We start from the raw sequence: 14,994 nt of genomic DNA on the forward strand, positions 1-14,994 counted from the left end.
GCTAGAGTCCATCGCCAGCCGGCTCGCTCCTGCTAAAATAAAACCTGCAGGAGCTAGCTTGCTCGCGGAACAAAGCCCTGGAAACAACCTACTGCTGGTGACCTAGCCGGAGGAACGGGCGCTGATCGAGGGATTCAAAATCACTTACCAACGCTGCGTCAGCCAGGCGGATGTGATTCATGAACTGATCAAAAACGGCCGAGGCGATGCAGGTCTTCAGTTGGCGTGGGCCGACATGGACAAGGTCGCTCGGACCATGATCGATCAACTGGAAAAGCTTGAACAACTTCACGACGCGTCGAAAATCAAGTCCAGCACCGAAGCCACGCAGTTTTACCTGAATGCCAAACGGACCACTCTGTTGCTGGCCTTGCGATTGACCCTGAGTTTGGCCTGCCCATCAGCCAGACACTGACTGCATCGGAAACGGTCGCCGGCGGTGACCTGCGCCCTTCTCGTATCCACATCACCGGCAGCGACGGGCGGCCCTGTTGCTGAAATCCATGGAGCGCATGCGGAAAATCCTTCGCGGCACCCTGATTCATGCGGGTGATCCCGCCAACCAGCTGTCCTCGGCCACCCACGAAATGAGCGCGTTGATGCTCAGCAGTTACAGCCTTGGTCGCAAGTTCGGTGATGGCCATTGACGAGCGCAACACCGTGATTGCCAGCGCTTATGAAGAACAGGTGCAAGTGGCGCATGAGGTGGACAGCAATTTGGTACGCATCCGCGACTTATCCGCACAATCAGCGGTGCGTTCCTTTAAGACCTGCAGGGCCAGCGACGCTCTAGCCGACTTGGCCAATGGTGTGAATGCCAGGCTGAAACACGTTCAGTTATGAGATTGGCTCAGCCCGTTTAACGAGAGTCAGCCAACTCATCTTGGGAAGACGAGTATGGAAGGGCAGCTAAAATCTCGCCTCTCACGCTTGGAGTGACGTTTGTCTGGTTTGAAACCGCGACCTTTCGGGTCACCATCAAATATTACACATTCAGTTACCAATTTCCGTGACCGCTCCTGAAGGACGTCAGCACTCCCACAAGGCTCAGAAAATGCGCTAAGTGGCCGTTTTATAACGCATTGACCAAGGAGGCAGTCTCCGCATGTACCTTCGCATTCATCCTATAAACGAGATTTATTCATAAGCATAAACCAGATTATTTGTTTCCAGCTTCCTTAGCCTCTAGTTTGTCCTCAAAGCAGATCTACTTTTGCACATAATAATTAAAAATAAGGCTTGAATATGACTATTCCACACATCTAGATCCGCTGACGCAGATTATTAGAGCCCGATCATCCAAACCTCACATTAAAATGGCACTTGCGCTAGATTTGAAAACTCATCTTCCCAAAAAGTAAAACTCATTAACGTTCCACATCCCTTCAACGCCAAAATAAAAACTCTCGGCTCTATGATTGATTGCATTAGGCAACGTGTCACATTGACCATTGCCAATCTACCAATGCATAAATATGTCAATCGCCACATCCAAACAGATAGGAAAATAAAAATGAATAAAATATCGAAATGGCATGTATTGATAGGTTGCTTTATAGCATATTTCTTTGATGCGATCGAAATTGTAATGCTTTCACTTTCACTGCCAGTGATCAGGCAGGACATGGACCTCAATATTAACCAAGGGGGACTCTTGGCAACCGCCACTCTTTTAGGTATTGGAGTAAGTAGTGTTATTGCTGGCTGGTACGCAGACACCTTTGGGCGAAGAAAGGCTATGCTTACCTGTTTGCTACTGTTTGGTTCATTAACAGCGATACTCTCGAGCATTGAAAATCTTTATGTATTCATGGGTCTGCGCTTTCTTTCCGGACTTGGGCTGGGCGGCCTGTGGGGAATTGTCGCAGTATACATCGCTGAAAGTTGGCCATCACATCAACGGGCCAGAGCGACGTCACTTGCAATCAGCGCGTTTGCCATTGGTGCTATCGCGGCGTCATTAGCGGCAAAATACATGCTACCCGAATGGCGGACCATGTTTGTTTACGCAGGCGGCATGGTCGTTATTCCTGTGCTTTACATCTATTTCTGGGTTCCAGAAACACCTGCATGGAAGGCAGCCAAGGCGCAGAATCTTAGCCTCAAAAAAAGCGCTACGATTACTGAGATTTTCTCACCGGCGCTCATAAAATCGACTCTACTGGGTACTACAGCAGCCAGTTTTGCCCTGCTCGGCTACTGGGGTGCCAATACGTGGCTACCTACCTATCTAGTCCAAGAACGAGGCTTGAGTTTGAGTTCCATGGCAACCTTCATGGCCATACTAAATATTGGCAACTTTATTGGTCTGAATTTCTTCGGATACTTGGCGGACATTATTGGAAAGCGAAAAGTTATCATCATTTCCCTCGTATGCACCACGGTAATGTTACCAGTTTATATTTATGCCTCCCAGGCAAACACACTGCTCTGGCTTGGTGCCCTGTATGCATTTTTCATCGCCTTCGCGGGTTTGTTCGGTGCATATTTCAGCGAATTGTATCCTACTCACGTTCGAACGCTGGGCGCCGGGTTTTGCTTCAACGCCGGGCGCGGCTTGGCCGCTCTTGCGCCGTTATTGCTAAGCGGTATCGCAACATACTACAGTTTGGCGGCTGGTTTGATGGTTTGCGCCGGATTTTTTTTCGTCTCGGCATGCGTTATATGGTTCATGCCCGAAAAGCCAAAGTTGGTGACTCAGGACATCATACTCGAACCCGTTTCGGCAAACCGGCAGGAGGCAACATGAAATGAAATATTTTAAGGGTGGCCACATATTGCACGCGGATTAACGCTTAAATAAACCCGGATACCATCCGGGTTTATTCAGGTATCTTTTATGCATCCACCCAAAGGAAAAATAAGTCGATCCACTTGGCTTATTGTTTTTGATTAATATGCCTATGCCACTCAGCCGGTCTCCTCGATGTCTATACGCAACGTTGGCGGCGGCACGGAGCTAGTCCGGATGAAGTGAAAGTCAAACTTGGAAAAATTCTTCAAGGCGCTGCCCCTCCACATTCTGAGGCGGCTGTTCAGAAGCTTTTGCATGATGCGGTTTTTGGGGACGCTACCCGCTTTTCAGCAGTCTGTTCTGGGGTGCTTGGTTAACGTGTAAAACAGTCTTAATGGTGATCTGAGTAGCAGTTCCTGGCCGTTTTCAGCCTTTCGCGACGGATAGCAATCGGCCAGTAGCGGTCAGTCAAACATGTGCTCTAAAAGCCAAAGGACGGGACAATCACTAGTCAATTCCTGAAAGCAGTCATTCATTTGATATTCGGATATCTGATGTTCGTGGCCAGTGGATACCAAAGGAATTATGAATGACGCAGCATAGCTGCTCATCGCGTGATGCCCTTCATACCCTGTCCAGGAATCCCTCATGGTGCTGTCGTTCAACCCTAGCAATAACCTTTCAGTCACTCGGATTGCACCCCGCTGTGTTTGTGCGCCCATAACCAAAGAGGGTCGAGCATGAGCAGTCATTTACATGCATTGGTAGTTGGAGCCAGCGGCATCATTGGTAATGCTTTGGTCGAGACATTGGTAGCAGATCCACAATGGACTGTCCGCGCGCTACGCCGCAGCTTGAGCCCCGCTGTCGACTCCATCGACTGCGACCTTACTGATGCCGCAGCCACGTTGGCCGCACTGGCAGACGTCGACGATATCACCCATGTATTTTTCGCTGCCTATCAGCCCGACAGCAATGCCCTCATCGAGGCACAGACCAATTCGGCGATGTTGCGCAATGTGCTCGACGGTTTGAAATCCGCCGGTGCCAAAGTCGAGCGGGTGGTGTTGTACCAAGGAGCAAAGGTCTACGGTGGTCACTTGGGCGGGCCGGTTCCTACGCCATTTTACGAGGACGCTTCTCGGCATCTGGCGGCGAATTTTTACTTCGCCCAGGAAGACGTCCTGCGTGAACGCCAGCTCGCCGGCGAGTTGGAATGGTCAATTCTGCGGCCGGATGCCGTATTGGGCGACATCGCTGGCAATCCTTTCAATATCGCCATGGTAATCGGTGCTTACGCGGCACTGTGCCGCGAAGCTGGCGTGCCACTCAAATTCCCCGGTTCGCCACACACTTATCGTGGCATTTACGCTCAATTAACAGATGCCCGCTGGCTTGGACGCGCAAGCCTATGGGCCGCAACTGCCGATAGTGCGCGCAATGAAGCCTTTAACTTAGTCGGTGAACCGTTCCGCTGGAATCACCTGTGGAAGAAGCTGGGTGAAGCCCTACACCTGCCGATCGATGAGCCACAACCGATGTCGATGAGCACACACATGGCTGATCAGGCAGATATTTGGCAGAACCTCGCAGAGAAACACGACTTGCAACCCATACCATATGCACAGTTAGTGAACTGGGGGTTCGGCGACTTTGTATTCAACCTTCAACAGGATCTGCTTTCAGACATGGGCAAGATTCGCCGTGCCGGATTCACTGAGCCGATGCACACCGAAGTTGCGTTGTTCGAAATGATCGCCAGCTTGCGAGCAAAACGTTTTCTGCCCTGATGATCTTGTTTCCCAGTCACCGAAGCTTCGCCCCACTTCACCACTACGCCAGGATCTTGAGGTCCTGGCGGCTTACCTACCGACCGAGCAACTTCTGCTCAGCCTATCTATTGAAAGGCGTTCAAGCCTCGCTGGACGGCTGGCCTGGCTTCGATGGCGCGAAACCAGTCTGCCAGTCGTGGATGGCTCTTCCAGTCCAAACGGTCGCGAACAGATGACGCGATGGTGAATGCAGAAATATCCGCCATTGAGAAAGAATCTCCAGCCATGAATCCCTCCGTCAGAAAACTTTCTGCAAAAATGAGCTGCTCAATAACGCGCTTGTCTATCACGACGGCGGCATCGTCCAGTCCGGCTTGGCGTAAGAAGAATGCCGCGTGGCTAGGAGCGATAACGTCAGTCACGAAAAAGAAGTAGCGATCAAAAACTCTGACAGTTTCGTGGTCAGGCAACATCGGCGCTAACCGGCCGGGGGCTTTGGCATGCGCGTATTGGATGATTGCGTTGGATTGGTTAACGACCAGCGCGGGCGTCAGCGTGTGGTCGACCAGCGTCGGGACTTTACCGGCCGGGTTGAGTGCCTTGTACGGCATATCACGCTGCTCATGAGCCCATAGGTCCACTTTTCTAGCGGTATAGGCAATGCTGGCTTCTTCCAGTGCGATTGCGGCCCGGATGCTGTTACCCGTGTTGGCGCCATACAGCTCTATCAAATTGTTCATAACACACTCTTGTAGAGTTCAGAGTCCAAGCGGTGAATCAATCGTTGTAGCGTGACCAGAACGCGGTGGCGACGGCCAAACCCTGAACCAGGAACTGGTGGGTAGCGGAGTCATTTACACTTTAATCCGCATCCCGGGTGCAGGTGTCGATGCCGACAGTTGCGCTACGAGCGACATTGATAGCGATCGTTATCAATAAGAGGAATCTACCAGCTCAATGAAAAAAATTCAGCAAAGCTTTTTTCTGTTGGGGAGCGGAATATCGAATTCACGCGATTCAAAGGAGCAACACCCGGTAAGACCTACGCGACTTCCAGTTCAACCCAACAAGTGCCACTCAAAGCGACAGCATCACCTCTGAAAGAAACTCAGTGAACAGCCGGACTTTTTGCGAAGGCACCCGTCCCGCTGGGTAAACGGCATTGACCTCAATTGAATCCAGCATCCAGTCCGGCAAGACCGAAACCAGCTGTCCAGATTCCAACTCTGCCTTGCATATCCAAGCGGACGCGATCGTGACTCCTAGCCCCGAACAAGCACTGGCGAGGGCCGCCTCCGCCGAAGCGACACGGATACGCGGTGACATCTTCACCACCGTCGATACGCCATCACGGCTGAAATTCCAGCCCGGACTTGCTGATCCGCCGGGGCCTGCAATGCAGTGAAAATTCGCCAGATCCGCCGGGTGTCGAGGAGTGCCTGTGGCAGCTAAAAACATCGGCGAGGCAACCAACAACCTGTGCTCAATCGCGAGTCGCTTGAAACCAAATGACGAGTCTTCCAATTCGCCAAAACGGATCGCCATATCAGCGCCTTCAGCTACTAGATCATGCATTCTGTCCAACGTCAGAAGCTCCAGTTTCAGCTCAGGATGAATGGCCAAAAATTTCGGCAACTGGGGGATGACGATCCTTCCCGCCAGGATGGAGGGCAGCGCTACTCGCAATACACCTTTGAGGCTGTCCATCCCCTTCGCGGCATGATCGGCCTCCTCCAGATCAAACAGAATTTGCCGAGCTTTTTGCAAAAAAGCCTGCCCGGCCTCTGTTGGCACAATGCGGCGGGTGCTACGGAGCAACAACCGCGTATTCAATCTTGATTCGAGTTCAGAAATTATCCGGGAGACAGAGGGCTGAGATAACCCAAGCTCTCGACCTGCCGCTGAGAAGCTGGCTGTCTCAGCCGCTCTCACGAATACCATTAGCTCTTGAAAGCGATCGCTCATTTTGATCTCGGATAGGTGATATTCGAACACACCCAATAGTCTCCAAATAGTGAATACCGCACCATTCTTCGACACGCGCTGCGCAACGCTGTCACGCCTGAGCGCAGTGATTTGGACCGTCACCACAGAGGATTGAAGATGAAAGTATTTGTCACCGGAGCATCGGGTTACCTGGGTGGTTCCATCAGCCACCGCTTGGTAGAAAACGGACATGAGGTTATAGGTTTGGTAAGGACGCCTGAACAAGCTCAATGGTTGGAGACGCGAGGTGTTGCTGCGCAGATCGGAACGCTCGATGACGCCGATTTGCTACAAGAGGTCGCGCGCGCTGCCGACGCCACTATTAATGCTGCGAACTCAGATCATTACTTCTCCATTCGAGCGCTGATCACTGCGTTGGCCGGTACCGGAAAAACTCTCATCCATACCAGCGGAGCCAGTACCGTCTGTGACGACGCGATGGGAGGTGAACCCAGTCAGGCCATTTACGCAGATGATCAGCCTTTCATACCCATGCTGCACCGCGTCCCTCGAATCGAAATCGATCGAATGGTCAGGACTGCCGGCGTCAACCAGGGCCTGCGCGCTTTTGTAATCAGCCCGTCGACGGTTTACGGCAACGGCCTGGGCATGAAAACCGAGAGCGATCAATTGCCCAAGATCGTCGCAAAATCTAAAGAACTGGGTGCCGGCGTTTACATCGGCAGCGGCAAAACGATCTGGTCCAACGTCAACATAAACGACCTTGTGGATCTTTACCTTTCAGCCTTGGACCGCGCGCCATCCGGCGCATTTTTCTATGCTGAGAATGGTGAAAGCACCTTCGAATCAATCGCCCGCGCAGTGAGCAAGTCGCTCGGTTTCGAAGGTAGAACCTTAAGTTGGGACATTAATGAGGCGATGTCTGAACTAGGTGGTTTCGCTCGAATTGCCCTGGCAACAAACGCACGTGTACGCGCCATCAACGCACGCAAGCTGTTGAATTGGCGACCCAGTGGTCCGTCGCTTGAGCAAGCAGTTGAACAAGGGCTCTGACAGGCAGTTTTTTGTCGTTCATTGAGATTACGTCCGCGTGCAGTGCGATTTTCTGGCGGACGGGTCCCATATCTGAACTGTTCCTGCAGTCAATCATCAGTGGCTGGCCCGCCGTTCCTGAAAAAGAGCGGGCTGTAAGGCACCGCTCAAAGGATGAAGACTCCACCCAAAGAAGACCCTATGAGTCTTCCTTGGCGTATCAGGTATGGAACGGCACCCACATCATTTTCACTTCAACATTCAACAATCCAGATTTGACCGTTGGATCATCAGTGCCAATCCTGATGGCTTCTTCGAGGTCAGCAGCCTTGAAGATGGTCATGCCGCCGTCTGCCAGCACACCGTTGAGGCCCCCGGCTTTTTCCATGAACGGACCGCTGAGCACGGTCAGGCCTTTCTCCTGCATTTCGATCATGTAGCCAACATGATCCATGAACCCAGGCTGCTCGTTGTATTTCACGCCCTGCACCCAGTTCGGGCCCGGCGTTTGGAAGGCGACAAAATAGTGTGGGCCGTTTTCGTCAATCATGGTTTGGTACTCCAGAGGAAAGTGGAATCGAGTGCAGTTCCAGCCGATCAGGTATGGAACGGTACCCACATCATCTTCACGTCGACGTTCAGAAGGCCCGACTTCACCGTAGGATCGTCCGTGGCGATCTTGATGGCTTCAGCAAAGTCTGCGGCTTTGAAAATCGACATACCGCCGTCTGCCAACACGCCATTAAGTCCCCCTGCCTTTTCCATGAATGGGCCGCTGAGCACGATCAGACCCTTCTGGTGCAATTCGATCATGTAGTTCACATGATCCATAAACTCGGGTTGTTCGTTGTATTTCACACCCGGGGCCCAATTCGGGCCAGGTGTGTGAAAGGCGACAAAATAGTGCGGGCCGTTTTCGTCAATCATGGTTATGTACTCCAGAAGAATAGTTTGTTTTAAAAGAACGCTTATTGAGAAAGCAGGAAGTCATGCCCCGCCAGAGGGCCGCCAGCCTGTTGCATTTTTCCTCCGTCCTTGAGTCCACCGAGATCGACGGTGCGAAAGCCAATTTTTTGAATGAACTCGGTCACGAAAGCCTTGGCTTCGCTGTCATCGCCAGATACGAACAGCACCCTTCGGCCTTGGTTGTGCACGGGGCCGGCATTGAAGTTGGTCATTTCAAGATTGTTGAACGCCTTGACTACCCGCGCACCCGGCGCCAGCTCAGCAACAATTTCACTCGCGCCACGCTCCCCAAGATCGTCAAACACCCACTTTGGCGTGGTCTCCAAGAACGGGTTTGTGGCGTCGATCAGGATTCGGTTGTTCCATGCTGGCAATCCGCTGAGCACTGTCTCGATGGTCGTCCAAGGCGTCGCCAGCAAGACCACCGGCGCAGCGGCGGCTTGCGCGATGCTGACCACGGATACCTTAGGTCCCAACTTGGAAAGTGCGTCGGCCAATTTGCTCGCGCCGCTGCGGTTGCTAAGCAGGACCTCATGACCCTGTTCAATAGCGTGCCGGGCAACGGATAACGCCACAGTGCCTGAGCCCAACATCCCAATTTTCATACAGGTCGCCTCGTTATCAATGGGTTGAACCGGGGAATAAATGTTTTTGGAGTGATTGCTCCGACATGCAATACTATGGCGACAGAAATCCCGTAGTCAAGGAATATTGGAGTGAATGAGCCAAAATTATCCGAAGCCAAGAAACGCAGCCGCGGCCGCCCCTCGAATTTTGACCGGGCGACCGCTGTGCATCAGGCAATGAAATTGTTCTGGGAGTCGGGTTATGAAGGCACGTCTTTCGAAAGTCTGGTTGCGGCCATGGGGATCAGTCCGTCCAGTTTCTACAACTCGTTTGGCAGCAAAGAGCAACTGTATGCGGAGGCGACAAACGCCTATCTTGAAGCTTCAGGTGAGTGGTTCATCGGAATTTTAAGCGACCCGACGGATACCCGGACCGCGTTCAAACGATTGATGGAGGCGACCGCGACCGAGTTCACCCGCGACGACTTGCCCTCCGGCTGCATGATTTCCGTGGCCTGCGTGCACGTGCCTGCGGCGCTGCATTCAGTTCGCGAGATGATGACGCAGCACAGAGCCATGGCGCGGCAGATGATGGAGGCGAGAATTCAGCGCGGCGTCGAAGAAGGCGACCTCCCCGCCAATACCGACGTCAAAGCACTGGCCGGCTATTTCAACGTAGTGGCCAGAGGTTTGGCCGTGCAGGCGAGAGACGGTGCCACTTCCGAGCAACTCATGGAAATTGTTCAAGTCGCCATGCAGGCTTTTCCCGCCGGATCAGCGCGTTAGTCCGGCCCCCTGAGCCACGGATTGCGCTGGAATTCCTCCACCAGGAAATCCACCATGACCCGAGTTTTTTGCGGGATCCAGGTGGAAGCCGGCATGACCGCGTAGACGGGAATGAATGCGGCGTCGTAATCCATCAGCACTCTCACCAATCTGCCCGCCTCAAGATCGTCACCGCAAGCCGACAACGGGGCTCTCAATACCCCTACCCCCGCAATCGCGGCTTCGCATAACGCTTCAAATACGTCCACCCGGTAGGGCCCGTTGACTTCGACCGTCAGCCGTTCACCGTTGAACCCGCTGAACGCCCACTCCGAAGGCGTTGGACTGCGTAAGTAGATCAGGCACGGAACTGTAGCCAGGTCGCGAGGATGAACAATCGCCGGGTATTTCTGAAGAAAGGCGGGCGAGGCGACGGTAACGGGTTGCAAGGCTCCCAGTTTTCGGGCCTGGTGCGAACTGTCCTTCATCTCGCCCACCCGGATGGACAAATCGATGCCGTCGCGAATCAGGTCCGTGGCTGAATCACTCAGCAAATGCTCCAGTTTGATGTCGGGGTATCGCTCAAAAAAACGAGGGAGCAAAGGGGTCAACTGTTTTCGCCCTAACAGAATCGGCGTGGCAATCTTTAGCGTACCCGATGGCGTCTGGCGGGTGTTGAGCACATCGCCCAGGGCCATGGCGTACTGCTCAAGTATTGACTTGGCTTGCTCATAAAACAGCTCGCCCGCTTCGGTTAAGAACAAACGCCGGGTAGTGCGCGAAAACAGCTTGGCCTGGAGCTGTTTCTCAAGATCAGTGATCTGCTTGCTGACCGTGGATTGACTGATTGACAGCGCAATCGCCGTGCGCGAAAAGCTACCGATCTCGACAACCCTCACGAAAATTTCTAACGCCGTAAATCTGTCCACACCGCCCCTCTACCGTTGTCATACCCGGCCTGCATTTATTCCGGTCGACGATAAATTTTATCGTCGACCAACCAATTATCACTGTTGAACCGCTCTATTAGTCTGGCCCTGCGCAACGCTCAACACATTCAGTTCTATGGAGTCAGTCATGACCATCAACATCTACGGCGATAGTGGTTCCGGCAGTTTTCGCCGCGTATGGACCGCTGCAAAACACATGGGCATTGAGTTCGAACATATCCCGGTCGACTTGTTGAAAGGCGAAAGCCAAGCGCCAGAATTCCTGGCGATCAGTCCGGTCGGTCGTGTACCGGTATTGGTCGATGGCGATGTCGTCATCTCTGAAGCCTCGGCCATCAACCTCTACTTGGCGGAGAAATTCGACTCGCCGCTGTTGCCCAAAGGCACCGACCGGTATGAAACCTTGCAGTGGATGTTCTGGTCCGCTGAACACTGGCGCGTATTTTCGTCCTACCTGTTCAACGAACGCATCGGCAAGCGCGTGATGGGTGTGGCGGAGGACCCGACCCTGGTCGAGTTCATCTTCACAAACATCCGCAGCAACGCCGCCATGCTCGACAAACACCTCGAAGGCAAAAAATTCATCGTCGGTGATCAAGTGACGCTGGCGGACTTCGATATCGCAGCACCGTTCTCGCAAATGGCCAGAACCAAAACGCCGTACGATGAATTCCCGAACATCATGGCCTGGCAGCAACGCCTGCTGGATGAAGTTCCGGCCTGGAAAGAAACCAAAGAGCTGCTGGATGACCGCATGGACCGCGCGTTTACCGCGTTCGGGATCACGTTCTGATCTGACTGCGCGGGGGCGCTAAGCATCGGCGCCTCCTTAACCAACTGTCAGCGAGCCCCGTTGATCTCCAACAACACCTTGCCGCCTTTTTGAGTGTGGACGATGGCGTCCTTGAACGCGGCCAGCGGGTACACCTTCGCCACCGGAACTTGCAGACTTCCGGATCTGATCAGCTCGACTGCTTCACGCAATATCTCGGGCACTTTCACTCTGAACGCAGGTTTGTTTTGATAAAAGTTGTGCAGCGTAATGCTCTTTCTCATGAGCGGCCTGAGATCCCCCGGTGCAGACATGTCACCGCTCATTTGTGCGTAGTTGACCAACGATCCCCCGGACGATAACGCGCTGACCAATCGCGCAGTCGCCACTCCGCTGATGCCGCAGAGCGCCAAGCGCACAGCACCGTCACCGACCATCTCTTGCACGCGCTCAGTCGCATCATTTTCATCCACCAATACGATGTCGCCACCCGCTGCCTCAATTTCAGCGACTTGCTCCTGTCGCCGCACAAAATTGACCGTGCGCAACCCGCGCCCCTTGGCGATGGCTATTACCGCCCTGCCCACGCCGGAGCTCGCGCAATTTTGCACCACCCAATCGCCGGGTTTCAGATCAACGAATTCACTCAGCAGCAGTGCCGCTGTGGGCGGATTGATGCGCAACATGGCGAGCTGCTGAATATCCGCGTCCATGGGTAAAGCGAAGAGATCTGCGGCGGGAATGACCATCCGCTCGCGCCAGGTAAAACCGTAGAGCGGCGGCGTTACGCGGTCCCCGACCTTCACGTTATCTACGCCCGCCCCGACACCTAAAACGATCCCCACGCCTTCATTGCCGACCACACTCGGCAGCGGCGGATGGACCGGAAAGTTACCGCCGAACAACAGCAAATCGTTGTGGTTGACCGGGGCGAACTCAACACCGATCAACACCTCCCCGCGCCCAGGTGGCGGCGGCTCTGCGATGTCCACCAGTTCAAGACCTTCAAGGGGATCGCCGTATGCGTTGATCTGGATCGCTTTCATGCTGAGTACCTGGCTGAGGGGTTTAAATGTCCATGCCGCACACCTATCATAGTGATCGCCCTCAAAATTATCCATCCTATTGAAGGCGATCACAATAAATGGACAAGTGTCGTGCGGGAGTGAATGCGTGAAGGTTTCAAAAGAGCAAAACGCCTATAACCGGGAAGCGCTCATCGCCGCGGCTTTCAGCCTGTTCCAGAAGCAGGGCTTCGCCGCCACCGGCGTTGCGCAGATCAGCGAAGAGGCGGGACTGACCCAAGGTGGTTTTTACGGTCATTTCAAATCCAAGAACCTGCTGGTGGAGGCAGCGTGCCGCCAGGCGATGGCCAACGGTCGCGATTCATGGCGCGCCATGATGGGGTCGGCTGAGAATGACATGGAAACGCTGATTGACGCCTATGTTTCCCCCGAGCACGTTGAGGCCGTCGCAGAAGGTTGTCCCATGGCTGCGTACACCTGCGAAATCAAGAGTCAGGACGACGCCGTCAAAAGCACCTTCACCCAAGGTTTCGAGAACATGGTCGCCATCCTCCAGGAAATACTTGCCGGGGATTTCGCGGATGAAACCGCACGTCGCGAAGCGTTGTTTTTCATGTGCAGTATGGTCGGCAGTGTCGCCATGGCGCGGGCGACCAAAACCACGAACCCTGAGCTTGCCGATGAGATCATTGCGGCAACCCGACAGAATCTCAAAGCGATCGCCAACTCGGCAGGCTCCTAGGCATCCGGCCGCTCGGATCGGGACAGATGGATGACCGCGGTCTCGAGAATTTCAGCTGACAGCGCTGGGTGCGAAGCCATTCTCGACAAGGTCAGCGCCCCCATCATTGTGCACATCGCAACGAGCGCTCGAGCACGTTCTGACTCGCTGTTCCCGGATTTGGATTGGGCAGCCAACACACCGATGACCCTTTCCAGACCCTGGGTCGCGATTGCTCTTACCTGGTCATTGCTTCGCACCAGCTCACTTCCCAGCGCCGCGTAGGGACAACTTTGCTCAAGCGCGTCCCGATGATGAGCCGACAGGTAATGACCCACGATCGCATCAAATCCTCCGTTGTCAGCGACCTCCTCCAGCTCTGATACCAACCCGCCAATCGCTGCGCCACACGCCTCTGCCACCACCTGATCCTTGGATTGGAAGTGGCGGTAAAAACCGCCGTGCGTCAGACCCGCCGCCGTCATCAAGCCAGAGAGACCCGTCCCGCCAATACCGTTCTTGCGAAACTCGACGCTGGCAGCCTCAACGATTCGCTGCCGGGTTTCGCTGGTTTCCTGCCGTGACTTGCGCATGCTCGAAAATCCTGATCAATGGCGTTTGACTTAGATGTTACTTAACATCTATATTTATGACGAGCGTAATATTTAACCTTCTGCACCACAACTTGAGGCTACCAACATGACGCAAGTCACCATTCTCGTAACAGGCGCTACTGGGTACACCGGTCGTAAAACTGTCGAAATCCTCACCGCCAAAGGTATGCCGGTCAGGGCTCTGGTGCATAAGGAAGATGAGCGCTCCGCAGAGCTTCGCGCCATGGGCGCCGAAGTCGTGCTCGGTGATCTGCTGGACCTCAATGCCGTGCGCAGCGCGCTCGAAGGTATTCGCACCGCTTACTTCGTATACCCGATTACCCCAGGTCTGATTGACGCGACCGCACGGTTCGCCCAGGCAGCGAAAGAAGCTGGCGTCGAAGCTGTCGTCAACATGTCGCAGATCTCCGCACGACGCGAAGCCAAGAGCAATGCAGCGCTCGATCACTGGACGGCAGAACGCGTCTTCGACTGGTCAGGACTGGCCATGACCCACCTGCGTCCAACCTACTTTGCACAGTGGCTGATCTACCCGCATTTCCGCTCGCACATCCTGGAAAAAGGCGAGATCCGCTTGCCGTTTGGTGAGGGTCGCCATGCCCCCATTGCCGCCGAGGATCAGGCGCGTCTGATTGCCGCCATTCTCGAAAATCCGCAACACCATGCAGGCCAGACCTATACGCTGCACGGCCCTGCCGAGTTGAATCAGCAAGGTGTCGCCGACGCTATCGGCGAGGTGCTCGGGCGCAAAATCACCTACCGGCCCATCAGCCTCGAAGAATACAAAGACGAACTGCTTGAAGCCGGCTTGCCTGCTTTCGTCGTTCAACACTTGGGTGAAGTCGCCTTGGATTACCAGCATGGTGTGTTTGAAGGCGAGGACACGATTATTCGTGACGTAACCGGAGAAGCACCGATGACTGTGCAAGCGTTCGTCACGTTGCACAAAGACTTGTTCCAGGCGTGATGCTGGTGGGATGAGGCTGTGTTCTGGGACCCGATGACGACGCGCTGCCTTGACACATTCATAGTGATCGCCTTCAATAAATCACTATGGGCATTGCTCGTCATCGGTTCCTGAGCAATTCGCAAAGTGCTGCTGCAAATCCATAGAACTGGAAATCCGCAGC

General features: G+C 54.0%; 17 protein-coding genes and 2 pseudogenes. 11 read left to right on the plus strand and 8 right to left on the minus strand.

The window, feature by feature from the left end; translation table 11 throughout:
* Positions 1-235 precede the first annotated feature (235 nt).
* The 6 genes and pseudogenes from AB4O16_RS01455 to AB4O16_RS01480 all read left to right on the plus strand — a co-directional run bounded on the left by AB4O16_RS01455 (position 236) and on the right by AB4O16_RS01480 (position 4,524).
* Positions 236-415 (plus strand): hypothetical protein, encoded by a 180-nt coding sequence (locus AB4O16_RS01455; protein ID WP_139315735.1) that lies wholly within the window; start codon positions 236-238, stop codon positions 413-415.
* A 97-nt stretch (positions 416-512) separates the two neighbouring features.
* Positions 513-647 (plus strand): hypothetical protein, encoded by a 135-nt coding sequence (locus AB4O16_RS01460; protein WP_256574619.1) that lies wholly within the window; start codon positions 513-515, stop codon positions 645-647.
* Positions 604-843, plus strand: a pseudogene (locus tag AB4O16_RS01465) (methyl-accepting chemotaxis protein); the annotation flags it as partial. The gene AB4O16_RS01460 and the pseudogene AB4O16_RS01465, both read left to right, overlap by 44 nt.
* Before the next feature lie 601 nt (positions 844-1,444).
* Complete coding sequence (locus tag AB4O16_RS01470; RefSeq protein ID WP_245706690.1) at positions 1,445-2,749, plus strand: MFS transporter; 1,305 nt, start codon at positions 1,445-1,447, stop codon at positions 2,747-2,749.
* A gap of 147 nt (positions 2,750-2,896) precedes the next feature.
* Positions 2,897-3,140: pseudogene (locus AB4O16_RS01475) on the plus strand (SAM-dependent methyltransferase); the annotation flags it as partial.
* Positions 3,141-3,474: 334 nt separating this feature from the next.
* The gene (locus AB4O16_RS01480) at positions 3,475-4,524 is read left to right on the plus strand and encodes an SDR family oxidoreductase (RefSeq protein ID WP_460156787.1); all 1,050 of its coding nucleotides are present in this window, start codon (positions 3,475-3,477) and stop codon (positions 4,522-4,524) included.
* Positions 4,525-4,631: 107 nt separating this feature from the next.
* On the opposite strand, the gene AB4O16_RS01485 is transcribed toward AB4O16_RS01480, so the two are convergent.
* Both AB4O16_RS01485 and AB4O16_RS01490 read right to left on the minus strand, forming a co-directional pair.
* Positions 4,632-5,246 (minus strand): glutathione S-transferase family protein, encoded by a 615-nt coding sequence (locus tag AB4O16_RS01485; protein ID WP_460156788.1) that lies wholly within the window; start codon positions 5,244-5,246, stop codon positions 4,632-4,634.
* Between the two features lie 337 nt (positions 5,247-5,583).
* Positions 5,584-6,471: a LysR family transcriptional regulator gene (locus AB4O16_RS01490; protein ID WP_248692787.1), complete on the minus strand. Its 888-nt coding sequence runs from the start codon at positions 6,469-6,471 to the stop codon at positions 5,584-5,586.
* A gap of 138 nt (positions 6,472-6,609) precedes the next feature.
* Here AB4O16_RS01490 and AB4O16_RS01495 point away from each other — a divergent pair, with 138 nt between their 5' ends.
* Positions 6,610-7,506 (plus strand): NAD-dependent epimerase/dehydratase family protein, encoded by an 897-nt coding sequence (locus AB4O16_RS01495; protein WP_460156789.1) that lies wholly within the window; start codon positions 6,610-6,612, stop codon positions 7,504-7,506.
* 199 nt (positions 7,507-7,705) lie between these two features.
* On the opposite strand, the gene AB4O16_RS01500 is transcribed toward AB4O16_RS01495, so the two are convergent.
* The 3 genes from AB4O16_RS01500 to AB4O16_RS01510 are packed head-to-tail and all read right to left on the minus strand — an operon-like array spanning position 7,706 to position 9,056.
* Positions 7,706-8,035, minus strand: coding sequence for a YciI family protein (locus tag AB4O16_RS01500; protein WP_248692785.1), 330 nt, complete (start codon positions 8,033-8,035; stop codon positions 7,706-7,708).
* 47 nt (positions 8,036-8,082) lie between these two features.
* Complete coding sequence (locus AB4O16_RS01505) at positions 8,083-8,412, minus strand: YciI family protein (protein ID WP_248692784.1); 330 nt, start codon at positions 8,410-8,412, stop codon at positions 8,083-8,085.
* 41 nt (positions 8,413-8,453) lie between these two features.
* Positions 8,454-9,056: an NADPH-dependent F420 reductase gene (locus tag AB4O16_RS01510; RefSeq protein ID WP_460156790.1), complete on the minus strand. Its 603-nt coding sequence runs from the start codon at positions 9,054-9,056 to the stop codon at positions 8,454-8,456.
* A gap of 111 nt (positions 9,057-9,167) precedes the next feature.
* On the opposite strand from AB4O16_RS01510, the gene AB4O16_RS01515 reads away from it, so the two are divergent.
* Positions 9,168-9,803: a TetR/AcrR family transcriptional regulator gene (locus AB4O16_RS01515; RefSeq protein WP_248692782.1), complete on the plus strand. Its 636-nt coding sequence runs from the start codon at positions 9,168-9,170 to the stop codon at positions 9,801-9,803.
* Here AB4O16_RS01515 and AB4O16_RS01520 read toward each other — a convergent pair.
* Positions 9,800-10,711 (minus strand): LysR family transcriptional regulator, encoded by a 912-nt coding sequence (locus tag AB4O16_RS01520; protein ID WP_248692781.1) that lies wholly within the window; start codon positions 10,709-10,711, stop codon positions 9,800-9,802. The two genes, AB4O16_RS01515 and AB4O16_RS01520, sit on opposite strands and share 4 nt — an antisense overlap.
* A gap of 148 nt (positions 10,712-10,859) precedes the next feature.
* Here AB4O16_RS01520 and AB4O16_RS01525 point away from each other — a divergent pair, with 148 nt between their 5' ends.
* Positions 10,860-11,525 carry a glutathione S-transferase family protein gene (locus AB4O16_RS01525; RefSeq protein ID WP_460156791.1) on the plus strand — a complete coding sequence of 222 codons (666 nt, stop codon included), beginning with the start codon at positions 10,860-10,862 and terminating at the stop codon, positions 11,523-11,525.
* A 47-nt stretch (positions 11,526-11,572) separates the two neighbouring features.
* On the opposite strand, the gene AB4O16_RS01530 is transcribed toward AB4O16_RS01525, so the two are convergent.
* On the minus strand, positions 11,573-12,550 hold the full coding sequence (locus AB4O16_RS01530) for a zinc-dependent alcohol dehydrogenase family protein (RefSeq protein WP_460156792.1): 978 nt from the start codon (positions 12,548-12,550) through the stop codon (positions 11,573-11,575).
* Between the two features lie 79 nt (positions 12,551-12,629).
* Here AB4O16_RS01530 and AB4O16_RS01535 point away from each other — a divergent pair, with 79 nt between their 5' ends.
* Positions 12,630-13,271: a TetR/AcrR family transcriptional regulator gene (locus AB4O16_RS01535; protein WP_460156793.1), complete on the plus strand. Its 642-nt coding sequence runs from the start codon at positions 12,630-12,632 to the stop codon at positions 13,269-13,271.
* Here the strand turns inward: AB4O16_RS01535 and AB4O16_RS01540 are convergent.
* Positions 13,268-13,843 carry a TetR/AcrR family transcriptional regulator gene (locus AB4O16_RS01540; protein WP_460156794.1) on the minus strand — a complete coding sequence of 192 codons (576 nt, stop codon included), beginning with the start codon at positions 13,841-13,843 and terminating at the stop codon, positions 13,268-13,270. The two genes, AB4O16_RS01535 and AB4O16_RS01540, sit on opposite strands and share 4 nt — an antisense overlap.
* A gap of 106 nt (positions 13,844-13,949) precedes the next feature.
* On the opposite strand from AB4O16_RS01540, the gene AB4O16_RS01545 reads away from it, so the two are divergent.
* Positions 13,950-14,831 (plus strand): NmrA family NAD(P)-binding protein, encoded by an 882-nt coding sequence (locus tag AB4O16_RS01545; RefSeq protein WP_460156795.1) that lies wholly within the window; start codon positions 13,950-13,952, stop codon positions 14,829-14,831.
* The last annotated feature ends 163 nt before the right edge of the window (positions 14,832-14,994 follow it).

Source organism: Pseudomonas sp. S2_H10 (assembly GCF_054668285.1).